Annotated in this window: 12 protein-coding genes; 9 read left to right on the top strand and 3 right to left on the bottom strand. The window is 71.1% G+C overall.

Translation table 11 applies throughout. The annotated features are described in order from the left end of the window. Positions 1–94: 94 nt before the first annotated feature. Positions 95–547, bottom strand: coding sequence for a metallopeptidase family protein (locus AB0M27_RS20215; protein ID WP_365723236.1), 453 nt, complete (start codon positions 545–547; stop codon positions 95–97). A 415-nt stretch (positions 548–962) separates the two neighbouring features. Here AB0M27_RS20215 and AB0M27_RS20220 point away from each other — a divergent pair, with 415 nt between their 5' ends. From AB0M27_RS20220 to AB0M27_RS20245, 6 genes are all read left to right on the top strand, one after another. Beyond that, positions 963–1385 carry a DUF3499 domain-containing protein gene (locus AB0M27_RS20220; protein ID WP_365723218.1) on the top strand — a complete coding sequence of 141 codons (423 nt, stop codon included), beginning with the start codon at positions 963–965 and terminating at the stop codon, positions 1383–1385. Between the two features lie 150 nt (positions 1386–1535). Next, positions 1536–2900: a phosphomannomutase/phosphoglucomutase gene (locus AB0M27_RS20225; protein WP_365723219.1), complete on the top strand. Its 1365-nt coding sequence runs from the start codon at positions 1536–1538 to the stop codon at positions 2898–2900. 131 nt (positions 2901–3031) lie between these two features. After that, positions 3032–3202 carry a Trm112 family protein gene (locus tag AB0M27_RS20230; RefSeq protein WP_351812221.1) on the top strand — a complete coding sequence of 57 codons (171 nt, stop codon included), beginning with the start codon at positions 3032–3034 and terminating at the stop codon, positions 3200–3202. 60 nt (positions 3203–3262) lie between these two features. Continuing rightward, on the top strand, positions 3263–4390 hold the full coding sequence (locus tag AB0M27_RS20235; RefSeq protein ID WP_365723220.1) for an SIS domain-containing protein: 1128 nt from the start codon (positions 3263–3265) through the stop codon (positions 4388–4390). Between the two features lie 115 nt (positions 4391–4505). Then, entirely contained in the window at positions 4506–5657 is a 1152-nt protein-coding gene (manA, locus tag AB0M27_RS20240; protein WP_365723221.1) for a mannose-6-phosphate isomerase, class I, read from the top strand. A 171-nt stretch (positions 5658–5828) separates the two neighbouring features. Next, positions 5829–6809, top strand: coding sequence for a cation diffusion facilitator family transporter (locus AB0M27_RS20245; RefSeq protein ID WP_365723222.1), 981 nt, complete (start codon positions 5829–5831; stop codon positions 6807–6809). A gap of 9 nt (positions 6810–6818) precedes the next feature. Here the strand turns inward: AB0M27_RS20245 and lepB are convergent, their stop codons facing one another. Continuing rightward, positions 6819–7511, bottom strand: a complete 693-nt coding sequence (lepB, locus tag AB0M27_RS20250; RefSeq protein ID WP_365723223.1) for a signal peptidase I — start codon at positions 7509–7511, stop codon at positions 6819–6821. Positions 7512–8205: 694 nt separating this feature from the next. Between lepB and ahcY the strand changes: the two genes are divergently transcribed. Continuing rightward, positions 8206–9663, top strand: coding sequence for an adenosylhomocysteinase (ahcY, locus tag AB0M27_RS20255; protein ID WP_365723224.1), 1458 nt, complete (start codon positions 8206–8208; stop codon positions 9661–9663). A gap of 192 nt (positions 9664–9855) precedes the next feature. Beyond that, entirely contained in the window at positions 9856–10470 is a 615-nt protein-coding gene (locus AB0M27_RS20260; RefSeq protein WP_365723225.1) for a hypothetical protein, read from the top strand. A gap of 98 nt (positions 10471–10568) precedes the next feature. On the opposite strand, the gene AB0M27_RS20265 is transcribed toward AB0M27_RS20260, so the two are convergent. Further along, complete coding sequence (locus tag AB0M27_RS20265; RefSeq protein WP_365723226.1) at positions 10569–11513, bottom strand: RDD family protein; 945 nt, start codon at positions 11511–11513, stop codon at positions 10569–10571. A 154-nt stretch (positions 11514–11667) separates the two neighbouring features. On the opposite strand from AB0M27_RS20265, the gene AB0M27_RS20270 reads away from it, so the two are divergent. Continuing rightward, positions 11668–12675 (top strand): stage II sporulation protein M, encoded by a 1008-nt coding sequence (locus AB0M27_RS20270; RefSeq protein WP_365723227.1) that lies wholly within the window; start codon positions 11668–11670, stop codon positions 12673–12675. Positions 12676–13059: the final 384 nt, after the last annotated feature.

The following is a 13059-nucleotide window of genomic DNA, read 5'->3' on the forward strand; positions in this document are numbered from 1 at the left end:
CCGGCGCGGGCAAGCGAAACGCCCCGTCGTCCAGCCACAGCACAGGGCACCCCGGCAGAACAGGCCCCCAAACGCCGTACCCCCTCGGCCCGCCCTAATCCTCCCCGTACCGCGGATCCACGGTCTCCGGCGTCAGCCCGAGCAACTCGGCAACCTGCTCCACGACGACCTCATGCACCAGCGCGGCCCGCTCATCCCGCCCCTTGGTGCGGATCTCCACCGGCCGCCGGTACACGACCACCCGCGCCCGCCGCCCGTCCCGCGCGGGCACGACCCCGCCCAGCGGCACGGCTTCGTCACTCCACACCTGCTCACCGCTCCCGTCCAGCCGGGGCACCTCCAGCACGAGGAAGTCGATGTCGGCAAGCTGCGGCCACCGCCGTTCGAGACGTTCCACGGAGTCCTGCACCAGGTCCGCGAACACATCGGCACGGCTGGCCGCCAGCGGCACCTGTGGCGGCGCGATCGGCCCCCGCATGCCCCTCCCGTGACGATCACGGCGACGGGGCCCGGGGCCGGCGGCACGGGGCGGTACACGGTTGTCCATCACTGGGGAAGCGTAGTCCCCGCACGCTCCCCGCGCCCGCCCCACACGACGCCCCACCCCACCCCTCATCCCACCCCGACCAGCCACGCGCGGCCGACCACGTTCTCGGTCGATCTAGACGCCTCATCGGCCGACCCCGCCCCCCGCCGATCAGCCCGCCCCCGATCGGCCCCGTTCGGCTGCGATCGGCCGCCTCCGCCTCCATGTCGCAGGTTGACCGTTCCAGCCAACGTCTGGCTCGTTTCCGTAACCCTCCGAGACCGCCGAACTCAAGGCAATTGACGGTGTTTGTGCAGACTCATGACCGTATCGAGCCGCGCCCAAAACCCGACGAGAACCCGTCCACGCAGGTCAACGGGGCCTCCACGAAGGGGTGTGTGGGGCGTTTCACAGCACGACACGGTGGAGTGACCTGGTGGAGAGTCGTCGCGGCCCGCTCAAGAGTGCGGTACCGTCCAACGTCGTGAGCCCTGTACGTCGCTGTTCGCGCACCGCCTGCGGCCGACCCGCCGTCGCGACGCTGACGTACGTCTACGCCGACTCGACCGCGGTCCTCGGCCCGCTCGCGACCTACGCCGAGCCGCACTGCTACGACCTGTGCGCCGAGCACTCCGAACGCCTCACCGCCCCCCGTGGCTGGGAGGTCGTCCGCCTTCTCGACGGTTCCGCCCCCGCGCGGCCCAGCGGAGACGACCTGGAAGCGCTCGCGAACGCCGTGCGCGAGGCGGCCCGCCCCCAGGAACGCGCGGCCGAGGCGGGCGGCGGAGCCCGTGCGGCGGACCCCATGGAGGTCGCCCGCCGCGGCCACCTGCGCGTCCTGCGCTCCCCGGACAACTGAGCCCACCCCCACGCAGCCCACAGCCGTCAAACCGGCGCACCGCACCCCACCCCCGGTTACGTCTGGGCGTCCACCTGGTGTCCGCACACCACGCCCTTACCCCGGACGGGTAGTTTGTGGGTACCCATAGGACTTTCAGGAGGGTTGGCTGTGACTGCTGATCTGTCGCAGATCGTGAAGGCGTACGACGTACGCGGAGTGGTTCCGGACCAGTGGGACGAGTCACTGGCCGGGCTCTTCGGCGCCGCCTTCGCGGAGGTGACGGGTGCGGCGGCCATCGTCGTCGGCCACGACATGCGGCCCTCGTCCCCCGGCCTGTCCCGCGCCTTCGCGCGCGGCGCGGCGGACCGTGGCGTGGACGTCACCGAGATCGGCCTGTGCTCCACCGACCAGCTGTACTACGCCTCGGGCGCGCTGAACCTGCCGGGCGCCATGTTCACCGCCTCCCACAACCCGGCCCAGTACAACGGCATCAAGATGTGCCGCGCGGGCGCCGCCCCGGTCGGCCAGGACACCGGCCTCGCGCAGATCCGCGAACTGGTCGAGCGGTGGCTGGAGTCGGGCGCTCCCGAGCCGGTCGACCGGCCGGGAACCCTGTCCTCGCGCGAGACGTTGGAGGACTACGCGGCGTACCTCCGCTCCCTGGTCGACCTGACCTCCATCCGCCCGCTGAAGGTCGTGGTCGACGCCGGCAACGGCATGGGCGGCCACACAGTCCCCTCGGTCTTCACCGGCCTGCCGCTGACTCTCGTCCCGATGTACTTCGAACTGGACGGCACCTTCCCCAACCACGAGGCCAACCCGCTCGACCCGGCCAACCTCGTGGACCTGCAAAAGCGCGTCCCGGCGGAGGGCGCCGACCTCGGCATCGCCTTCGACGGCGACGCCGACCGCTGCTTCGTCGTGGACGAGCACGGCGATCCGGTCTCCCCGTCCGCGATCACCGCGCTGGTCGCCGCCCGCGAACTCGCGCGCAACGGCGGCAAGGGCACGGTCATCCACAACCTGATCACGTCCCGTACGGTCCCCGAGGTCGTGACGGAGAACGGCGGCGCCCCGGTCCGCACCCGCGTCGGCCACTCCTTCATCAAGGCCGAGATGGCCCGCAGCGGAGCGATCTTCGGCGGCGAGCACTCCGCGCACTACTACTTCAAGGACTTCTGGAACGCCGACACGGGCATGCTGGCCGCCCTGCACGTCCTCGCCGCCCTCGGCGGCCAGGAGGGCCCCCTGTCCGCCCTCGTCGCCCAGTACGACCGCTACACCGGCTCCGGCGAGATCAACTTGACCGTCGCCGACCAGGCCGCCCGCCTCGCCGCGATCCGCTCCGCGTACGAGAACCGCGCCGACGTCACCCTGGACGACCTCGACGGCCTCACCGTCGCCGCCCCCGACTGGTGGTTCAACGTCCGCCCCTCCAACACCGAGCCGCTGCTCCGCCTGAACGCCGAGGCGAAGGACGAGGCCACGATGACCAAGATCAGGGACGAGGCCCTGGCGATCATCAGGGGCTGAGCGGCCGGGCAAACGGCGTTCAGGGGGCGGTGCCCCCTGGACGGTACCGACAGCCCGGCTCAGCCCGTCCACCAGCGGTACGCTGACCAGGCACATCCACAGACAGACATCCGCCCTCGAAGGGACACCCCATGCCGCTCGAAGCCGGCCTCCTGGAGATCCTCGCCTGCCCGGCCTGCCACGCCCCCCTCAAGGAGCAGGACGCCGAGCTGATCTGCACCGGCCAGGACTGCGGCCTCGCCTACCCCGTCCGCGACGGCATCCCGGTCCTCCTCGTGGACGAGGCCCGACGCCCCCAGTGACGACGCCCCTCACGTCGTAGCCAACCCACACAGGACCCCGGCGATCGGAGGCAACCGCCCATGCTGGACGAATCGCTGCTCGACACCCCGGAGGGCCTTGCCGAGGCCGACCGCCGAGGCCTGCTGCGCGGCGCCGCCGAGGCCGGCGCCCGCGTTCGTACCGCGGCCCGGCACGCCACCGAGGCCGGCGTCGGCGACCTCAAGCCCGACGGCCGTCCCCGCGCCGTCCTCATCGCCGGCCCCGGCGCCGCCGCCACCCACACCGCCGACCTCCTCGGCACCCTGGCCGGCGTCGGCAGCCCCGTGGTCCGTCTGGCCCCGACCGGCGTGGCCCCGGCCGCGGGGGCCCTGCGCTGGGAGCTCCCGGGCTGGGCCGGCTCCGTGGACCTGCTGCTGATCGCCACCCCGGACGGCACCGAACCGAGCCTGTCCCTGCTCACCGACCAGGCCTACCGCCGCGGCTGCTCGGTCGTCGCCGTGACCCCGGCCGGCACCCCGCTCGCGGAAGCGGTCACCGGCGCGCACGGCCTGTTCGTACCGATGGCGACGGCGCCGTACGACCAGGAGGAACCGCTCGCCGCGTCCTCCTCGGGCGTCTTCTGGGCGCTGCTCACCCCGCTGCTGGCGGTGCTGGACCGGATCGGACTGATCAGCGCCCCGCCGGAGGCGCTGGAGAAGGTCGCCGACCGCCTGGATCACATCGCCGAGCGCTGCGGCCCCGCCATCGCGACCTACAGCAACCCTGCCAAGACCCTCGCCGCCGAGCTCGCCGACGCCCTGCCCGTGGTGTGGACGGAAGGGCCCTCGGCGGGCCCCGCCGGCCACCGTTTCGCCGCGGCCCTCGCCGAACTCGCCGGCCGCCCCGCGCTCGTCGCCGAACTCCCCGAGGCGCTCTCCGCGCACAGCGCCCTGCTGGCCGGCTCGCTGGCCGCCAGCGCCGACCCCGACGACTTCTTCCGCGACCGCGTCGAGGAGCCGCCCGCGCTGCACGCGCGCGTGGTGTTGCTCCGCGACCGCCCCATCAGCGGCCTCACCGCCGCCCCCGCCGCCCGTGACCTGGCCCTCAGCCACGACACGCCGATCAGCGAACTCGAACCGGAGGAAGGCGGCGAACTGGAGTCGCTCGCTGAACTGATCGCCGTCACGGATTTCGCCGCTGTTTACCTGGCGCTCGCTTCGAGGGCCTGATCTGGCTACGGGCCGGAACCCCCGCGCCCACCATCAGCACGGCAACCAGTACCGGCACCGGCGCCAGCACCGGCGTCGGCTGGGGCAGCCGTACGTACGGAGACAGAGAAGACACATGGACCGCCTCGACAACACCATCCGCCCCTACGCCTGGGGTTCCCCCACCGCCATCCCGCATCTCCTCGGTGTCGAGCCGACCGGTGAGCCGCAGGCGGAGATGTGGATGGGCGCGCACCCGGGAGCCCCCTCGCGCACCGCGCGCGGGACGCTCGTCGACGTCATCGACGCCGACCCGGAGCGCGAGCTGGGCGCCGGGGCGGTCGCGAAGTTCGGACCGCGGCTGCCGTTCCTGCTGAAGATCCTCGCCGCCGGCGCGCCACTCTCCCTCCAGGTGCACCCCAACCTGGAACAGGCCGCGGAGGGTTACGCCGACGAGGAGCGCCGCGGCATCCCGGTCGACGCCCCGCACCGCAACTACAAGGACGCCAACCACAAGCCCGAACTGATCTGCGCGCTCACCGAGTTCGACGGCCTGTGCGGCTTCCGCGACCCGGTCCGGGCCGCCGACCTGCTCGAGGGGCTCGGCGTCGCCTCCCTCAAGCCGTACGTCGATCTGCTGCACGCCCAGCCCGAGGAAGCGGCCCTGCGCGAGGTGCTCACCGCGATCCTCACCGCCGACTCGGAGGAGATGGCGCACACGGTCGCCGAGGCAAGCGCCGCCTGCGCCCGCCTCGGCGGCGACTACACCGCCTACGCCGACCTCGCCCAGCACTACCCGGGCGACCCCGGCGTCATCGCGGCGATGCTGCTGAACCACGTGCGCCTGCAGCCCGGCGAGGCCCTTTTCCTCGGCGCCGGCATCCCGCACGCGTACCTGAACGGCCTCGGCGTCGAGATCATGGCCAACTCCGACAATGTCCTGCGCTGCGGCCTGACCCCCAAGCACGTCGACGTCCCCGAACTGCTGCGTGTCGTCCGCTTCGAGGCGAGCGACCCGGGCGTACTGCGCCCCGAGGCCTCCCCGGCCGGCGAGGAGGTCTACGACACGCCGATCGACGAGTTCCGGCTCTCCCGGTACGTCCTTTCCGAGGGCGGTACCGCCCGCGACCTCACCCTCGGCACCCCGCAGATACTGCTCTGCACGGTCGGCTCGGTCCGCGCCGGCGAGCACGAGCTGCGCCCGGGGCAGTCGGTCTTCGTCCCGGCCGGCGAGACGGCGGAGATCTCCGGTGCGGGCACGATCTTCCGTGCCACTGTGATCGTATGACCTGTGATCGTCTGACCGGGGTTGTGGATACCTGACGCGGCGGCGCCCGGCCGGGCTGCAAGAATGGCCCACCGGCAAAGGCCGGGCAAAGTACGGCCACGCCTGGACGGCGTGGCCGTGCGAAGGCGCCGTGCCAAGGCGACGACTAGGGCGAAGGGACAACGCGGACTCATGAGCGCGTCAGGCGGTACGAAGGCGATCGTGGCGGCACTCGGCGCCAACCTCGCGATCGCGGCATCCAAGTTCGTGGCGTTCGCGTTCAGCGGCTCTTCCTCGATGCTCGCCGAGGGCGTCCACTCGCTCGCCGACTCCGGCAACCAGTTCCTGCTGCTCATCGGCGGCAAGAAGGCCCAGCGCGAGGCGACCCCGCAGCACCCCTTCGGCTACGGCCGCGAGCGATTCATCTACGCCTTCCTGGTCTCGATCGTCCTGTTCTCCATCGGCGGCATGTTCGCCATCTACGAGGGCTTCGAGAAGATCAGCCACCCGCACGAACTGAAGGACTGGTACTGGCCGGTGGGCGTGCTGGTCTTCGCGGTCATCGCCGAGGGCTTCTCCTTCCGCACGGCCATCAGGGAGTCGAACGAACTGCGCGGCAAGCTGTCCTGGTCGCAGTTCATCCGCCGTGCCAAGGCCCCCGAGCTGCCCGTGGTCCTGCTGGAGGACTTCGGCGCACTGATCGGTCTCGTCCTGGCCCTCCTCGGCGTCGGCCTGTCCGTGCTCACCGGCGACGGCATCTGGGACGGCGTCGGCACCGTCTGCATCGGCGTCCTGCTCGTCCTGATCGCCCTGGTCCTGGCCGCCGAGACCAAGTCGCTGCTGCTCGGCGAGGCGGCGGGCCCGGACGTGATCCAGAAGATCGAGGAGGCGATGGTCGACGGCGACACCGTCACCGGCGTCATCCACATGCGCACGCTCCACCTCGGCCCCGAGGAGCTGCTGATCGCCGCCAAGATCGCCGTGCAGCACGACAACACGGCCGTCCAGGTCGCGAACGCCATCAACGCCGCCGAGGCCCGCATCCGCGCCGCCGTCCCCATCGCCCGCGTCATCTACCTCGAACCGGACATCTACAGCGAGGCCGAGGCGGCCAAGGGCCCGGACCCGGAGGCCACTCCCGGCGGCCCGAACCCGCACGCCGCCGGCCACTGAGCCGGGACCTCAGCTCCCGCTCGGCCGCACCGGCCAGGGCATCCGCGGCATCTCCGGCGCCCTCCGCCGCCGTACGGCAAGGAAACCGATGCCCAGGCCGACGCCGATGAGCAACAGCACGCCGCCCAGCAGCAGGGCCGCCACCAGCAGGGCGGGAACCGCGCGGTCATCCGTCACCCGGCCCAGCACCGCGTCCGCGGACACCGTGCCGCCCTGCTCGTCGAGGTGGAACCGCGAGTCGTCGGAGTTCGCACGGTAGTCGCCCAGGAGGAACAGCCGCCCCTGCGGGACCTTCACGTCATACGGCCGGTGCGCGCCGTCGGCGTCGCCGCCGTACACGTACGGCTCCTCGACCGGCTTCCCGTTCACGGTCACCCGCTCCCGCGCCCCCACGAGCATGCAGCACCGCACCCGGTCCCCACCCACGCCGACGACCCGCTTCATCAGGGGCCCGTCGAACCCGTAGGAGTCCGGTGGCCGGAACAACACCACATCACCGCGCCGCACCTCGCTCCCGTCAACGCGCTCCCAGACGATCCGGTCCCCCTGCCCGTACGTCGGCCGCATGCTGCTCCCACCCACGCTGGAGACCCCGTACGCCCCCCGCAGCCAGCCAACGGCCCCGATCACCAACACCAGCCCCAGCACCCCCACTACACCGGCCGACATCCCCAGCCCGCGCCCCCGCGTCCTACCCGCCATGCCTCGTCCTCCCCGAGCGACCCATCCAAGGCGGCGGAGAATAGCGGCACTTTGTGAACCGGCTGTGGGTGGGGCGCCTTTGACTTGCGGGTGCGGGTGCGGGTGCTCGCCGAGGAGGGGGCGCGCTCGTCCGGCGCCGCGGGCAGCCGCTCCCGGCGCCGGCAGCTTCACCTGCCGCCGCTCGTCATCGCGGCCACCCGGGGAGGGAGGACGGCCGGACCAGTCACGTCTGTCTCCTCACACCTTGGCCGCACGAGGCACCGTCCCGGACACTCCGCGAGCGGACCGGACGGCCCCGGCCCGACCTGCATCCCGTGCCACCCCGCCCCTGGCCCAGGGTGCGAAAGTCCCTGTTCGTCATGGTCTGCGAGCTCCCGTCCCGCGCTTCCCGCGCCCCTGCCGGCGCGGCTCCTGCCCCTCCCCGCCCCTCGGAACCGCCTCCCGGACGGCTCGAACCATGCGGAGGCGGACTGGGGCCGACCGGTCTGTCCGGTGTAGCTTGGGACGGAGCCAGACGTCGCTGCTGATGGCGGTCGGGCGGTCCCAAGCGGACCGACCGAGGGAGAGAGGGCCTCCGACGGACTGCGCTGCGCGCACGTGGGCATGCCAGTGTCCTCATCTCGGGCACCCGTGCGTCCGCCGCCGCGCAGACCAGCCGTACCCACCTCGCCCCGACACCGAGGAGCAGCTCGCAATGACGACTGTCGACAGCCGACAGGACTTCAAGGTCGCCGACCTCTCGCTGGCCGAGTTCGGCCGCAAGGAGATCACCCTCGCCGAGCACGAGATGCCCGGCCTGATGGCGATCCGCAAGGAGTACGCCGAGGCCCAGCCCCTTGCCGGCGCCCGCGTCACCGGCTCCCTGCACATGACCGTGCAGACCGCCGTGCTCATCGAGACCCTGGTCGCCCTCGGCGCCCGCGTCCGCTGGGCTTCCTGCAACATCTTCTCCACCCAGGACCACGCGGCCGCCGCCATCGCCGTCGGCCCGAACGGCACGCCCGACAACCCGCAGGGCATCCCGGTCTTCGCCTGGAAGGGCGAGACCCTGGAGGAGTACTGGTGGTGCACCGAGCAGGCGCTGACCTGGCCGGACAGCCCCACCGGCGGCCCGAACATGATCCTGGACGACGGCGGCGACGCCACCCTTCTCGTCCACAAGGGCGTCGAGTACGAGAAGGCCGGCGAGGTCCCCGCCCTGGACACCGCCGAGTCCGACGAGCATCGCGTCATCCTCCAGCTGCTGCACCGCACCCTGGGCGAGAACCCCCAGAAGTGGACCCAGCTGGCCTCGGAGATCCGTGGCGTCACCGAGGAGACCACCACCGGTGTCCACCGCCTGTACGAGATGCAGCGCGAGGGCTCCCTGCTCTTCCCGGCGATCAACGTCAACGACGCCGTCACCAAGTCGAAGTTCGACAACAAGTACGGCTGCCGCCACTCCCTGGTCGACGGCATCAACCGCGCCACCGACGTCCTCATCGGCGGCAAGACCGCCGTCGTCTTCGGCTACGGCGACGTGGGCAAGGGCTGCGCCGAGTCCCTGCGCGGCCAGGGCGCCCGCGTGATCATCACCGAGATCGACCCGATCTGCGCCCTGCAGGCGGCGATGGACGGCTACCAGGTCACCACCCTGGATGAGGTCGTGGAGACCGCGGACATCTTCGTCACCACCACCGGCAACAAGGACATCATCCTTGCGTCGGACATGGCGAAGATGAAGCACCAGGCGATCGTCGGCAACATCGGTCACTTCGACAACGAGATCGACATGGCCGGCCTCGCCAAGGTCCCCGGCGTCGTCAAGGACGAGGTCAAGCCGCAGGTCCACACCTGGACCTTCCCGGACGGCAAGAAGATCATCGTGCTGTCCGAGGGCCGCCTGCTGAACCTGGGCAACGCCACCGGTCACCCGTCGTTCGTGATGTCCAACTCCTTCGCGGACCAGACCCTGGCCCAGATCGAGCTGTTCACCAAGCCCGACGAGTACCCGATCGGCGTCTACGTGCTGCCCAAGCACCTCGACGAGAAGGTCGCCCGCCTCCACCTGGACGCGCTCGGCGTCAAGCTCACCAAGCTGCGCCCGGAGCAGGCCGCGTACATCGGCGTGGAGGTCGACGGCCCCTTCAAGTCGGACCACTACCGCTACTGAGCCGGCGACTCCGTAGTCCCGCCCGCCGGGGAGCACACCGGCGCACCGCCGCGCTCCCCGGCAGGAGGTCCTCCGAGGCAGGCCCCCGCACCCCCGTGCCGGGGCCTGCCCCTTTGGCCGGTCCCGCCCGGACAGCACCGGAGCACCGGCATCCGGCTGGACCGTCAGCCCGTCGAAGACCCAGGACCCCCCATGCCCCGCGGCCGCTATTCGCTCCACGATCCGCACGATCACACCCCCCTCGGCGAAGAACACTTCCAGTGCGCCCCCGGCCCCTCCGGCTGGCGCTATGTCTCCCGGCTGACCAGCCCCGCCGGCGACCAGCGCGGCTCGGTCGACCTCGCCCTGGACGACCTCGGCCGCCCGATCCGCCTCGAACTCCACGCGGGTGAGTGGCAGGTGCGCGGCGCCGCCCTCGACGGCGTCACCTGGGTCCGCACCGATCCCACCGGAACGCATGCCACCGAAGGCAATGTGCGCGCCCACGCCTTCACCGGCACGTCCCCCGCGTTCCTCGTCGCCACCGCCCGTCTCCTGCGCCTCACCCCCTCGTCCGAAGCGACCCGCGTACGCCTGGTCGCCTTCACGGACCCGGTCCTCGCCCCCCGCACCGTGGACCAGTCCTGGGCCCTGGTGAACAGCGAAGCACACGCCACTGACAACGGCCCCCTGACCGTGGACGAATACCAGGTCACAGCCCTGGACACCGGTGAGCGGCACACCGTTCACATCGCCGGGGACGTCGTCTTGGCCGCACCCGGAATCGAGCTGGAGGACCTTCAGTCGCCGCCGTCGACGTTCGACTGAAAGCCGAGTCCGGCGTAACCGCTGGGACCATCGCAACCTCCGGAACCCGGTCGGTCCGAGGAGGCGGCTGGCCGGAAGGGGACGGAGCGGACCCGTATCTACGCCGGTGGTGCGAAACCGGTGGCCGGGCGGTCCGCTGGGGGCTCGTCCCGCGGAGGTGCGGCCGAAGGCGGAGGCGGAGCCTGCGGCGGCTGAGCGTAAGTGGGTGGCTGGGCAGGAGCCGGTGGCTGGGGAGAAGGGGGTGGCTGATGAGCGGCCGGTGCGCCAGGCGCGGTCATCAGGGGGCCGAACCCAGCGGCGCCGAACGCCTGCCGGGCCTCACGCGACTGCCGCTCGTGCACGACAGCCGCCAGAAAGACGGCCGCCGGCAGGTCCTGTGGCACAGAAGCCCCCGTCCGCGCCACGAGGTCGGCCGCGAGGCGCTGGGCCATTCCCATCGAGACCTGCGGATCGAGCTGCCCCATCCGGGTCAGGTACTGCCGGACCGCCAGCCACAGCCCGTCCGGCACCGCCGACAGGTCCAGCTCTGCGAACCGCCCCGCCAGCCACGGAGGCGGCGGCGGAACAAAGCCGGCCCGACCTGCCGGTATTCGCTCACGCACGACCAGCGTGCCCGCGAACACGTCACCGAGCCGCCGGCCGCGCGCCGACACCAGCGAGGCGATGCAGGCGACCACGCCGAACGTCAGCAGAATCTCGACCACCCCGATCGCGCCCCGCACGAGCGCGTGCCGGAATCGGATCGGCCCACCGTCGTCCCGGACCACACGGAGCCCGAACGCCAGCTTCCCCAGCGAACGTCCATGGCTGAGGGTCTCCACCGCGATCGGCCCGCCGACCAGCACCAGCAAAAACGTCGCGATCGACAGCGCCACCTGCGCGGCCTCGTCCAGCGACGCGGTCGACACCACCACCGCGATGGTGACGACGACGTACGTGACCACGGCCACCACGAGGTCGAGCAACACGGCCAGCGCCCTGCTCGGCAGCTTTGCCGGCCGCAGTTCGAGCGCCACCGCCTCGCCCGTCACCAGCTCACTCACGCCCGCCGTCCTTCCCTGATCTGCCCTCGGAAGCGCAAGTCTGCCAAGCTGTGGGCACATCGCGCGCCGGTGCGACTATCTGACCGCGATCGAAAGCATTCACGACGACTCCACGACGAGCAGTCGACGACCAGCCGAGGAGCAGGCAGACCCGATGGACCTGGACGTCTTCGTCTCCGTACACCGAGCCGAATGGGACCGCCTCGACGCCCTGCTTCGCCGCCGACGCCGCCTCACCGGCGCCGAGGCCGACGAACTCGTCGTCCTCTACCAGCGCACCGCCACTCACCTGTCCCTCATCCAGTCCAGCGCCCCGGACCCGCAGCTGACAGGACGGCTCAGCCAACTGGTGGCACGCGCGCGTAGCGCCGTCACCGGCACCCGCCGCGCCTCATGGCGTGACGTCACGCGCTTCCTGGGCCAGGGCTTCCCGGCCGCGGTCTACCGCGCTCGCCACTGGTGGGTACCCACGGCACTGGTCTCCACGGCCATCTCGATCCTCCTGGGCTGGTGGATCGGCACTCACCCGGACGTACAGTCGTCGATCGCGGCGCCCAGCCAGCTGCGCGAGCTGACCCGCCCCGGCGGCGAGTACGAGACGTACTACTCCAGCCATCCCGCGGCTGCCTTCGCCGCCCAGGTGTGGACGAACAACGCCCAGGCAGCCGCGATGTGCCTGGTCCTGGGCGTCTTCCTGGGCCTGCCTGTCCTCTGGATCCTCTTCGAGAACATGCTCAACCTGGGCGTCGGCTTCGGCCTGATGTCCTCCGCCGGCCGACTAGACACATTCCTCGGCCTGGTCCTTCCGCACGGCCTGCTCGAACTGACCGCCGTCTTCGTCGCCGCCGGTACGGGACTGCGCCTGGGCTGGACACTCATAGACCCAGGTCCCCGCAGCCGACGCACCGCTCTCGCGGAGGAAGGACGCGCGGCCGTCGGCATGGCGATCGGACTCGCCCTGGTTCTTTTCGTCTCCGGCGCCATCGAAGGCTTCGTCACCCCGTCCGGCCTGCCCACCTGGGCCCGCATCGGAATCGGCGTCGTGGCCGAGCTGGCATTCCTGACGTACGTCTACGTCCTGGGCGGTCGAGCGGTACGTGCAGGTGAGACCGGCGATCTCGAAGCAGCGGACCGGAGCGCCTCGGTGCCGACCGCCGCGTGATGTGCGTTCCACCCCTCTGAGCTGCTACTCTCCTCTTCGCCCCGCGAGACCCGTTGACACGGATGGCGTGGGGAGGTAGATTCAAACAGTTGCCTGGAACTGGACAAGTTCATCGGCGAAGGCTAGACTCTACGAGCTTCCGGAGAGGTCGAGAGCGACATCTCGGAGAAGCACCTCCCGATTACTCAGAAATGAGCGGCCGGTCAGAACGGCCAAGAACTTCTGATAAAGTCGGAATCGCCGGAAAGGAAACCGCGAGAAAACGCGGGACCCTGGAAAGCACCGAGGAAATCGGGTCGAGAAAAGATCTGATAGAGTCGGAAACACCGAAGGGAAGCGCCCGGAGGAAAGCCCGAGAGGGTGAGTACAAAGGAAGCGACCGTT

The organism is Streptomyces sp. NPDC052107, from assembly GCF_040680215.1.
Taxonomy (GTDB): domain Bacteria; phylum Actinomycetota; class Actinomycetes; order Streptomycetales; family Streptomycetaceae; genus Streptomyces.

Excerpts from the sequence above, each read along its gene's own strand:
- AB0M27_RS20215 (WP_365723236.1), bottom strand. The coding sequence starts at position 547 with ATGGACAACCGTGTACCGCCCCGTGCCGCCGGCCCCGGGCCCCGTCGC.
- AB0M27_RS20230 (WP_351812221.1), top strand. The coding sequence starts at position 3,032 with ATGCCGCTCGAAGCCGGCCTCCTGGAGATCCTCGCCTGCCCGGCCTGC.
- AB0M27_RS20235 (WP_365723220.1), top strand. The coding sequence starts at position 3,263 with ATGCTGGACGAATCGCTGCTCGACACCCCGGAGGGCCTTGCCGAGGCC.
- manA (WP_365723221.1), top strand. The coding sequence starts at position 4,506 with ATGGACCGCCTCGACAACACCATCCGCCCCTACGCCTGGGGTTCCCCC.
- AB0M27_RS20245 (WP_365723222.1), top strand. The coding sequence starts at position 5,829 with ATGAGCGCGTCAGGCGGTACGAAGGCGATCGTGGCGGCACTCGGCGCC.
- lepB (WP_365723223.1), bottom strand. The coding sequence starts at position 7,511 with ATGGCGGGTAGGACGCGGGGGCGCGGGCTGGGGATGTCGGCCGGTGTA.
- ahcY (WP_365723224.1), top strand. The coding sequence starts at position 8,206 with ATGACGACTGTCGACAGCCGACAGGACTTCAAGGTCGCCGACCTCTCG.
- AB0M27_RS20260 (WP_365723225.1), top strand. The coding sequence starts at position 9,856 with ATGCCCCGCGGCCGCTATTCGCTCCACGATCCGCACGATCACACCCCC.
- AB0M27_RS20270 (WP_365723227.1), top strand. The coding sequence starts at position 11,668 with ATGGACCTGGACGTCTTCGTCTCCGTACACCGAGCCGAATGGGACCGC.